The organism is Citrobacter sp. Awk 4 (assembly GCF_028069725.1).
Lineage (GTDB): Bacteria > Pseudomonadota > Gammaproteobacteria > Enterobacterales > Enterobacteriaceae > Citrobacter_D.
Genome location: NZ_JANEWG010000085.1, coordinates 1 through 10,814, shown reverse-complemented (window position 1 = coordinate 10,814; position 10,814 = coordinate 1). Strand labels below are relative to the sequence as shown.

Here is a 10,814-nt window from a genome sequence, read left to right as displayed (position 1 = left end):
ATAATAAATAGTTAGGATTTGCTGAATTGTTCAGATTTGGCTTAGGATGCTATTGATTCGATGAATCGCAATTAGTTCCACTTTCTAAAAATAAATTCGGTGTTTGAGGGATAAAATGAAAAGAAAAGTATTGGCTATCGTCATTCCAGCCCTAATGGCTGCTGGTGCGGCTCACGCAGCTGAAGTTTATAACAAAGACGGTAACAAGTTAGATCTCTATGGCAAGGTCGATGGTCTGCATTATTTCTCTGATGATACAGCTTCTGATGGTGACATGAGCTATATCCGTCTGGGTTTCAAAGGCGAGACTCAGATTACTGACCAACTGACTGGCTACGGTCAGTGGGAATACAACGTGCAAGCCAACACCACGGAAAGCGACCACGGTAATTCATGGACCCGTCTGGCGTTTGCTGGTCTGAAGTTCGGTGATTACGGTTCATTCGACTACGGTCGTAACTACGGCGTTCTCTACGACGTCGAAGGCTGGACCGATATGCTGCCAGAATTTGGTGGTGACTCTTATACCAAAGCTGACAACTTCATGACCGGTCGTGCGAATGGCGTTGCGACTTACCGTAACAACAACTTCTTCGGTATGGTTGATGGCCTGAGCTTTGCCCTCCAGTACCAGGGGGCTAACGAAAATCAGGTTACCGACGAAAATGGCCAGCTGTTCCAGGAAGGTACGGGTAATGGTGGCGACCGCAACGTTAAGAACTCCAACGGCGACGGTTTCGGTATTTCCTCCTCCTACGACTTCGGTATGGGCGTAACGCTGGGTGCGGCGTATACCTCTTCCGACCGTACTAACCAGCAGGCTGAGTTCTCTACTGCTGGCGGCGACAAAGCTGACGCATGGACAGTGGGTGGTAAATACGATGCGAATAACATCTATCTCGCCGCGATGTACTCAGAAACCCGTAATATGACTCCGTATGGCGGTAATTCCGGTACTATCGCAAACAAAACGCAGAACTTTGAAGTGACGGCTCAGTACCAGTTCGACTTCGGTCTGCGTCCGGCAGTTTCTTTCCTGATGTCTAAAGGTCAGGATCTGAACAACGCCGACGGCGACCAGGATCTGGTGAAATATGCAGATGTCGGTGCGACTTACTACTTCAACAAAAATATGTCCACCTACGTTGATTACAAAATCAACCTGCTGGATGAAGACGACAATTTCTATTCCCGTAACGATATCGCAACGGATGACGTCGTTGCTTTAGGTCTGGTTTACCAGTTCTAATATTTTCCCCGTATCAAATAGCCCACCCAGTCATTGGTGGGCTTTTTTCTTATATTCTCCTGGCGGCGACCAAATCCCCTTCCTTGACCTAATATTCGCCACACACAAATAAATTGATAAGACTCCACAGTTTTTGTGTGCATTCGGAGGACATACCTCCTTATAATCTCGTCCGGCTCTATGGCTTATTTAAGACATAGATTTACTCACTGAAAACAAACTCTTTCCGGCATTTCAGGTGCTGAATGAGGCAAGAGGCTTAAAATATGTTCACCACTCTCGCGTATGTTGCGCTTTTTTTGATCTGTTCATGGGGTGTATTTAAAATAGATCAGAAGAGTCAATCTCTTTCCCGATCTGTTTTTATTGCTATTTTTTTGGGCGCCGTCATCGGCATCTCTCTCCATTTTATGACGACCGGGAACAGCAAAACCATTATTGAATGGTATAGCATCGTCGGAAATGGTTATGTCAACCTGTTAAAACTCGTCGCCATTCCACTGATTTTCATCTCCATTCTTTCTGCAATTAACAAACTCGAAAACAATGCCGGTATCGGTAAGATGTCTTTGACAATCGTTGCCTGCATGCTGTGTCTGGTGATGATCGCCGGATTTGTAGGACTGCTTACTGCGCACACCATTGGCCTGGACGCCAGCGCCTTTGGCCATCTGCAATCAAGCCTGACGGCGGAGGATGTCGACAAAACTGCCGCTGTATCATTACCTCAATTAATAACATCATTGATTCCCACCAATCTATTTCTCGACCTAACCGGGGCAAGAAGCGTTTCCGTCATCGGTATTGTCATTTTTACCCTGCTTGCTGGCGTTGCGCTGTTAAAAGTCAAAAAAGAAGCTCCCGAAGAAGGTAAAAAATTAAGTGCGGGTATTAATGCCATACAGATTTGGGTAATGAAGATGGTGCGTATCGTTATTGCACTGACGCCCTATGGGGTTATGGCATTAATGGCAAACGTATTTTCGACATACCAGCTTTCACAATTTACAAGCCTGTTGGGGTTTATTGCCGCTTGTTATCTGGCTGTGCTAATGATGTTTATCGTTCACGCCATTTTGCTGGTGCTGAGTGGTAAAAATCCCATTCATTACTTTAAAACCGTTTGGCCAGTGCTCACCTTTGCATTTGTCTCACGAAGTAGCGCAGCGTCAATTCCGCTGGCCATATCTGCGCAGGAAAAATATGGCGTACCGAATACGATTGCCAATATTGCGGCGTCCTTCGGTTCCAGTATGGGGCAGAACGGATGCGCAGGCATTTATCCTGCCATTATGGTGGCGATGATTGCGCCGACAATGGGTGTCGATCCGTTATCGGTTCATTTTCTGGCAACCTTGCTTCCCGCTATCGCGTTAGGATCCATTGGCGTCGCAGGTGTTGGCGGCGGTGGAACATTTGCATCACTGATCGTACTTTCCACGCTGAATTTCCCGGTTACGCTGGTCGGCATATTTATTGCGATAGAACCTGTCGTCGATATGGCCAGGACAGCGCTCAATGTGAATGGCTCAATGATGTCGGGTGTTCTGGCGACCCGATTGCTCAGTGAAAAAACCAGGAGCAACAGCGTAGCACGGCGATAAATTAACCCGCACTCAGAGTTTTCTCTCTCATCTCGGTCTCCTCAGCGTTTATTGCAAAAGTAAACGCTGAGGATGAGCACCTCAACCCTATTTATCTGATGATTCATCGGCCCCTATAAGCCAGAATGGGCACAATGCGTAAAAAATACGCTTTCACATCAACAAAATATAAGCAACTTGTTTAAATACTCTGCGATCGAGTGAATTCAGACAGAAAAATACCATTTCCCTCTTGCCTCATTCTGACTCTGCCGCTAATATTCGTCCCCGTTGTCACCTACAACGTTGCGTTCATAGCTCAGTTGGTTAGAGCACCACCTTGACATGGTGGGGGTCGTTGGTTCGAGTCCAATTGAACGCACCATTCTGCGTCCGTAGCTCAGTTGGTTAGAGCACCACCTTGACATGGTGGGGGTCGGTGGTTCGAGTCCACTCGGACGCACCATTTCACAGCATTGTGATCTGGTGCATTCTCTTCTCCTTTCGTTTTACTCCCTTTTCAATTCATGCCACTTAGCTGCATTATGTTTGTTGAGTATGCTTTTCTGAAATATACTCAGATGTTGATAAACACAGAAATAAAGCAGGTAGCTGATGGAAATTGATCTCGATAATCTGGTCTTTAACGGGCTGGAAGAAGCACAAGAGCGTAACGCCGAGCGTCTTGATGATGCAGACAAAAAAGCGCAAGCGATTGTGGCTGATGATGACTGCGGCGACGCCTGCAAAATCTAATGTTTAAACCGGCTGCGCGCCGGTTTTTTAATGCCATTTCTTCTCCCTTGCCCTATTGAGACGCCCCTGCAGATAGCAGACAATTCAGCCCTCTGGCTGGAGAATAACCATGTCTTTGAAAATCAGTGTACTACTTGAAAATCATCTGGCAAAAAGACGCCACAATTCCCCGCGCTTGATATCCAGACCGGGCCTCTGTTTGCTCATTGACGACGGCCAGGACCGACTCCTGTTCGATACTGGCCCCGATGATAGCTTTCTGAAAAATGCCCAGAACATGGGAATTGATCTCAGCACACTGACGGCAACGCTCCTTTCCCACGGACACTATGATCATTGCGGTGGCGTACCGTGGCTCCCTGAGAACACGCGGATCATCTGCCACCCTGCCATCAGTCAACCACGCTTTGCCGCGCTCACTGTTGCCGGGATAAAAGTAAAATTCAAAAAGTTGTCAATCGACGTTGATTATTCACGCTTTATACAGGAACCGACATCAACGCCCGTGAACATCAGTTCCCGTTTCATGTGGTCAGGCGAGATCTCAACCCCTTCTCCAAAAGCCTATGGCGTTCTTGGCGATCCAGCACAATCCACAGATTACATCCAGGATGAGGGTGTTCTGATCTATAAATCGGCACAGGGACTGGTGATCATCACTGGCTGCGGTCACAAAGGGATTATCAACATTGTACGTCACTGCCAAAAAATCACTGGCATCACGCGCATTCATGCCATTGTCGGAGGGCTACATCTGCGCAGTGCATCTCCGTGGGCCTTATGGAAAATCAGACGTTTTCTACGCAAGGAAAACCCAACGTATATTTTCGCCTGTCATTGCACCGGTTGGTGGGGAAAATTATGGCTGCCGTCACTGCACAGCCCGGCAACGGGAGAAGTGGTCACCATTCCTGAATGAGCAACAACGCGGCGCGTAAATTTGGCTGCAGCCGAACTGTATTGATTCTCCAGACTGATTCAACACGCCACAAACTGGTGGTGTTCATTGAGCCGGTATTTCACCCCAGCCTGAATATTGTTCTCCCCTTCAATAGCAACGGCAAAGCGTGTGCGGACGCCATCGTGATAGGCCAACGCGGCACATCCTCCGGGTCCAAGAATGATGGAATCTACATGCCCTACACTGGCGATTACGGCATGTTCGCCACTGGCAATTATATGAACGTTATCACCGCTATTGGCTATTTTAGGCTGTTCACCAAAGCAGGTAATGTGTGACAGATCGCCAGCGCTGGCGATATTGCTTCTGCTGCCGAGCGTACTGACTCGCACACGCATTCCCGTATTGGCGATACGTGTGCTGTTCCCGGCGCTGCTAACGCGGGTTGAATTCCCCGCCACCACCACACGGGCACGATCGCCTGAACTGCCAATGTGGGCGTTGTATCCCACACTCCCAATACGTACGCCATAACCCGCACTGGCGATCTGTGTGGCATAACCTGCGCTGCTCAGCCAGCCATTGTCCCCTGTACTACCGATATAGCTGTGAGTCCCTGCGCTGGCCACTTTAACATTGTCTCCGGCACAGCCTAACCGAACGTTATCGCCGGCACTGCAGATCTGCGCGCTATTCTCCGCGTTCGCCAGCTGCTCTTTATTTTTAACCGTAGATAATTGGCTGAAACAGGGGGCAATCCTTTCGGCATCATGAGGAAAAATGGCATTCGGCGGAGTCAGTGCATTGGCCAAAAACTCCATCATACGAATATCCTGACGCACAAAGCTCTCTTCACTCAGCCACTTTGTCCATGCATATTCCACCAGACTGTTTGCCCAATCAGCATATCCTTCGAACTGGAGCGTGCGATGTACGTCTGCGTAACTTCCCCCATCAGGAAAATGACGAATAAACCATCGATACATTACGGGCCCGACACGCCAGGCCCGCAAATCTTTACGCGTAATCACCATTAATTAATGCCGGTGGTAGCCATCTACCATGCACTTGAAGGTTTCGCCCGGCGTGCGGCCTGTTGTGCATAAATAGAGATGACCAAAAATGAAAAACAGACTGACAATGGACAACGCAAAATGCGCCTGCAACAGCCAGTAACGAACGCCGGGGAACAGATCTCCGACGACCTGAGGGTAAAGCGACAATAAGCCGGTTATCAACAACAGCGGCAACAGTCCATACATAACGCCGACATAAGCAGCCTGTTGCAGCGGGTTAAACTTCGAACGCACGGTTGCCGGAAACGGGTGCGATTCCCCCTGCATAATGCCGAACAGATAGAAACGCGTCTGCCGAAGCGCACGGCCTACCCATCCCTGGCGTTGAATGATGTAATGATGGCCGTTGCCGCCCGCCAGGTTGATCAACACAAATCCAATCCAGCATATCAGCAGCAGGAAACCACAGACTTCATGCACTGCCAGCAGACTTTTCATCGCCGACGGGCTGGCGAGCGTGAAATGATTAATCAGGCCACTGACTAACAGCAACAGAAATAACAACGCATTAGACCAATGCCATAGCCTGACCGCTTTTGAGTACAAATAGACTTTCTCTCCGTGACTCGCCGCCTTCTGACTCACGGATCGAAAACGTAATATGGCGTGCAGCGCCAGCACTAACCCCATCGCCACCAGCATCAAACCGGCAATCACTAACCAGACAGGCCAGTATTCCGCTGAAAACAGAGGTACATAGTGGGCAAGCTGCATGTGAAACTGTTCGGCATTCTGCGACGCGTTCATACATTTTCCTTTTTAATCAAATGTTGACCGAACCGGCGATACAGATGGGGTTTGCCTGCACCTGGAAGTTGATGCTCGTAGTATTGGTTTTCCCGCAGCCATGCCTGAATTTCTGGACTGTCTTCACGCCCAAAAATCAGTGCGTGCTCTGGACAGGCACTGACACAAATAGGCGGAAAGCCTTTCGCCAGACGGCTTTCAGCGCAGAAATCGCATTTATCCGCCACTTTGGTTTGTGGGTTGAGATAACGAACCTGATAAGGGCATGCGCCGATACAGTAACTGCATCCAATGCAGCGGGAGGTGTCTACCCGCACAATACCGTTTTCGTCCCGCCAGGAAGCCCCGGTCGGACAAACGTCAATGCAGGGTGCATTCTCGCAGTGCTGGCAAGACTGACGAAAATAGTGATACAGAGTTTCATTTTCGTTATCAGACACCGGGATATGCGCGATCGACAAACGACTCCCTTGCGGAGGGACGTGATTCGTTTTACGGCACGCACGTGCGCACAAATTACAGCCATTACACAGTGATTCGTCATGAATCATGGCGTAGCGCACGTCTTTCGTTTTTTGCGTGCCGGCTACGACCTTTTGACCGGGGCCGGTGAAAAAGATCACCGTACCCATGCCAATAACAAATTTTCGTCGAGTGAAGGACATCGGGTTATCCTCTAATGCTGTGACAGAGACAGTCCACACGTTCCATGACATCTACCTGAAAAATCAGGGGTTCTGATACTGCTCAACCTCAAGCCATTCACATAAGCCATAGGCCTTGCCATAGCTCATAAAACGCTCGCTAAACAGATAAGGCTCTGCGTTTGACGATTCCACACGGCGGATATCCGCATAGTCCGGATGCACGTCCATCGTCGCCAGCGCCGCCTCTATCTCTTGCGGTTCAAAACGGTACGGCGGTTGTTCCAGCATGGCGACTTTGTAAGGACGGGGATACGTCCGACAATCAAAGCGTACCGCTTCGGCAACCGCGCGACAGATATCCCTTTCCACCACTTGCACACACATATCGGCATAGTTTGCGGTCATTGTCTGCGTGCTGTAGTAGTACTCATCCTGGCTTCCCTTCACGCAAGTTATATCCGCCCCACTGGCGCCCTCGCACAAACTCTCCAGCAGAGGAGAGAGATCCTCTTCGGTCAACAAATAGGGCGGCAGCATAAACAGACTGCGCGCCACCAGATTTCCCGATGCCGAATGCTGGCGGATAAAATCCGCCACAATCGCGACTGGATTAGCCGCCTCCGGCGGCGTATCGCCTTGCTCATCCTGAGGACGCAACGCATGAAACCACTGGCGTTTTTCGACGTCTATCTCTGGAGCATCCTGAGCTGAATCGTTATCTACATGGCTCATCTCGCGTTCCTTACGCAGGCAACAGATTCTGCGCTGCCAAATCGGCTGCAACGTCTTCAAGGCCGAGTCGATTCAGGGTTTCGCGGGTCGGACATCCCAACTCAGGATCCCAGCCCATTTCCTGATAGAAAAGCGTCAGAGAAAGGCGCATATCCTCGCGATCCATTTTGTCTGTCCCTTCGGTGAAGACGGGGATTTTCGGATCTTTGTCGAACACCCAGGAACAGATGAGATCGTGTTCATTACGCATATCTTTGGTTTGCATCAGCTTGACCGTGTAGGCACGGTGCAGCGTAAAGATACGTTCAGCCGCGAGATCCAGGCTGGCCTGAGTCGTTTCATCACCGGTTACGGCCTGAAAGAACTTCGCTTCCAGGTCCAGATCGCCGCGATAATTCCGGCTTTTGAGCGGTGATACCGTCATTGGCCATACCCAGTTACACAGCGTAACGGCGTTATGCAGACAGACTTTGAGCAGCGTCCATTTGGCGTATTTAATTTTGGCCGCATTGATCGGCGTGTAGTTTTTAGTCTCGTCGTAAGCGTCTTCTGAACCAAACAACTCGCCCGCCACTTCCCGTTGCAATTTCAGCGGTAAACCGGAACCGATGAAGTTGATGTGGGTGTGTGTCATACAATCGCGGTTAAACATGCAGTTGGTGATCGCCCCCACCTGTGCTGAAGCTTCGTTGGCGTGATGCACAGGAAAGCCAAACGGCGACCAGAGTTTGTTTTTATCGTAAGCCCAGTATTCTTCGCCCAGGTTCCAGCGCTCAGCAATGGCATACGAACCGTCAGCAAGATGGCTGAGCTCGCCCACGCGATGCGCCAGTCGGTAATAGAAATCTTTGATGAAGTTAGGATCCCCGGCTTCCAGCTGGTCCCAACGAATTTCGGCATACTCGTCGGCAGGAAGTACGCGTTTGAAGACCCCTTTGCTGTAGCAGTAAGTGAAATCCCGATGCAGTTGCCCGTAATTGCACCAAATGCCGTAATCATCAAACAGGTTTAAGCCGATCAGATTACCAATGACCCGCCCGTCGTCTTTGTCATCAAAGTCTTTTGGGCCGTGCGGGAAGATCGTGGTATGAACAAAGTTCGCCACGCAGGTGTTGCCCCCGGTACTCGGCACACCAAAATCTTTTACCCGGGGAATGTTGAGCTGGGTCATACAACGAATCGGGCACGAGTGGCATCCGCTCATTTTCACCGTGTATTTTTCGGCGGCAGGTCCCAGATCAAAAACGGACTTAAGAGTACGAAAGCCGACAGTGTTCTGGTTACCCGGCGGTATTTCGCCGGTTTCAATGGGACCGCCTTCCGCTGCCCCCCAAAACAAGCCTTTGCGCGCATTCCAGCGTGAAGCCGGAGAGGAATATTCTGCCCACGCCTGCGGTGTACTGGGAACGACATGGTTGTTATTGGAACCAATCAGCTCGGTCATCATATAGTCATTGAGCCGTTTCATCTCTTTACGATCGGCAATATTGACCCCTTTGGTGCCCTCAACCGCAATCGCTTTCAGGTTTTTTGACCCCATTACCGCCCCGGTTCCCGCCCCGCCACTGTGGTTGCGGCTGTTAAGCATGCAGGAGAGCGGAACAAGGTTTTCACCGGCCTGACCGATAGCCGCCACGCAGGTTTCAGGACTGGTCATCCGACAGATCTCTTCCGTCGTGGCTCGCGTCCCTTTACCCCAGAGAAAATCAGCTTTCTCCAGACTGACTTTATCGTCCTTAATGTTAAGCCAGACGGGCGATGCCGCCTTACCTTCAATAATAATCGCGTCATAGCCCGCAAATTTCATTTGGGCCGCAAAAAAGCCCCCCATATGCGCATCGACGACTAAATTGCCTTTGGTAAATGTAGAAAGTGAAGTGATATTGACGCGAGAACTGCATGGCGCGCCAGACCCTGTCAGTGGCCCGGTAGCGAATACCAGTTTATTTCCTTCATCAAAAGGCTTTGTGCCAGGCGGGACTTCGTCATACATAATTTTATAACCAAAGCCCATTCCACCGACGAATTTTTTAAATTTGCTGGAATCTTCAAGAGTAATTTCACCCGTACTGAGATTGACCCGCAAAATATTACCAGTCCAACCGTTAGCCATAATTTTTTCCTTTGCAAGATGATTTAATCGCGTGATTATCGCTAACCGTCATCTCGCACTTTTTGCAAAACTGGATTCTTAAAAGGAGAATGACGCACCGCGCTTCCGCCTGAGATCAATCAAACAGTAATGTCTTTCCACTCAATTATTTTTAATGCCCCGGTTGGGCAAGCATTGGCGCATTCACCGCATAAAACACACTTTGAGGACTTTTTGGTTTCGGTGTTTACGGTGGCCATCATCCAGGGGCAAGCTGTCGTACATGCGCTGCATCCAATGCACCGCTTGTGATCAACGGCAATACAGCCCTCGTCCTGTTGCCAGGTAATGGCGCCAATAGGACACACCTTCATGCATTGCGGATCTTTGCACTGACGGCAGGTATCAGGGGTATAGTTCAAATCACCGTACAAGCCGCCGCCGGAGCCAACGCCCGCATCGCCAAAGAAATAATGGCGATGGATCTTAATGCGAGAGAAGAACGTTCCCACCGCGCCATCGTTATAATTGGTACAGGAAATCTCGCAACGATGGCACCCCGTACAACGGGCGCGCTGGGTTACCAGAACGCCTTTCGGCGTATTTATCAGCCCTACTGTTCCACTGTCTATATCTTCCTGCTTGCAGCCAAAGAGTGACAACAACGCAGGCGCAATCGTTAATCCCGCCAGCCCTTTTCCTGATATACGCAAAAATTCAAGCCGCGTTAAACCGAAATCTAAAAGTGGACGATCAACCTGGTTCATTTATTTTGCATCCTCTTTGCAAACGCAGTGCCGACAACATCTTCCAGGCCAATTCTCATTATGCAAAAACAGAGCCTCTCATGTTGCCTCCAACACCTGGTGTTTTTGCCTTAACCGGATTTCATAAAAGAGGATTAAATGCCAACGAACTAATCCTTTAGGGTTAGGCATAAAGATAATGTGGTTATTCAGCAGGTATAACTTTGATCATCATCAATTAAAAAACGGAAGGAAAATATTAAATGCGAAGTGATATTTATTATC

Annotated in this window: 10 protein-coding genes and 2 tRNA genes; 6 read left to right on the top strand and 6 right to left on the bottom strand. The window is 49.5% G+C overall.

The genetic code is table 11. The features are described from left to right. Positions 1-115: 115 nt before the first annotated feature. From ompC to NNO04_RS21565, 6 genes are all read left to right on the top strand, one after another. The gene (ompC, locus tag NNO04_RS21590) at positions 116-1,249 is read left to right on the top strand and encodes a porin OmpC (protein WP_271446405.1); all 1,134 of its coding nucleotides are present in this window, start codon (positions 116-118) and stop codon (positions 1,247-1,249) included. Positions 1,250-1,515: 266 nt separating this feature from the next. Continuing rightward, positions 1,516-2,853 (top strand): cation:dicarboxylate symporter family transporter, encoded by a 1,338-nt coding sequence (locus tag NNO04_RS21585; RefSeq protein WP_271446404.1) that lies wholly within the window; start codon positions 1,516-1,518, stop codon positions 2,851-2,853. A 287-nt stretch (positions 2,854-3,140) separates the two neighbouring features. Next, a tRNA-Val gene (locus NNO04_RS21580) sits at positions 3,141-3,217 on the top strand. Between the two features lie 4 nt (positions 3,218-3,221). After that, positions 3,222-3,298 (top strand) — tRNA-Val (locus NNO04_RS21575). Positions 3,299-3,447: 149 nt separating this feature from the next. Then, a complete protein-coding gene (locus NNO04_RS21570) occupies positions 3,448-3,588 on the top strand; it encodes a hypothetical protein (protein WP_271446403.1) in 141 nt (46 codons plus the stop codon). A 109-nt stretch (positions 3,589-3,697) separates the two neighbouring features. Next, positions 3,698-4,507: an MBL fold metallo-hydrolase gene (locus NNO04_RS21565; RefSeq protein ID WP_271446402.1), complete on the top strand. Its 810-nt coding sequence runs from the start codon at positions 3,698-3,700 to the stop codon at positions 4,505-4,507. Between the two features lie 59 nt (positions 4,508-4,566). Here NNO04_RS21565 and NNO04_RS21560 read toward each other — a convergent pair whose 3' ends face one another. The 6 genes from NNO04_RS21560 to NNO04_RS21535 all read right to left on the bottom strand — a co-directional run bounded on the left by NNO04_RS21560 (position 4,567) and on the right by NNO04_RS21535 (position 10,550). After that, entirely contained in the window at positions 4,567-5,523 is a 957-nt protein-coding gene (locus tag NNO04_RS21560) for a hypothetical protein (protein ID WP_271446401.1), read from the bottom strand. 3 nt (positions 5,524-5,526) lie between these two features. After that, a complete protein-coding gene (gene phsC, locus NNO04_RS21555) occupies positions 5,527-6,312 on the bottom strand; it encodes a thiosulfate reductase cytochrome B subunit (protein WP_271446400.1) in 786 nt (261 codons plus the stop codon). Beyond that, positions 6,309-6,977, bottom strand: a complete 669-nt coding sequence (locus tag NNO04_RS21550) for a 4Fe-4S dicluster domain-containing protein (RefSeq protein ID WP_271446399.1) — start codon at positions 6,975-6,977, stop codon at positions 6,309-6,311. Before NNO04_RS21550 ends, phsC begins: the two co-directional genes overlap by 4 nt. A gap of 63 nt (positions 6,978-7,040) precedes the next feature. After that, positions 7,041-7,691, bottom strand: a complete 651-nt coding sequence (locus NNO04_RS21545) for a YdhW family putative oxidoreductase system protein (RefSeq protein ID WP_271446398.1) — start codon at positions 7,689-7,691, stop codon at positions 7,041-7,043. 10 nt (positions 7,692-7,701) lie between these two features. After that, positions 7,702-9,804: an aldehyde ferredoxin oxidoreductase gene (locus NNO04_RS21540; RefSeq protein WP_271446397.1), complete on the bottom strand. Its 2,103-nt coding sequence runs from the start codon at positions 9,802-9,804 to the stop codon at positions 7,702-7,704. A 119-nt stretch (positions 9,805-9,923) separates the two neighbouring features. After that, positions 9,924-10,550 carry a ferredoxin-like protein gene (locus tag NNO04_RS21535; protein ID WP_271446396.1) on the bottom strand — a complete coding sequence of 209 codons (627 nt, stop codon included), beginning with the start codon at positions 10,548-10,550 and terminating at the stop codon, positions 9,924-9,926. Positions 10,551-10,814 lie beyond the last annotated feature (264 nt).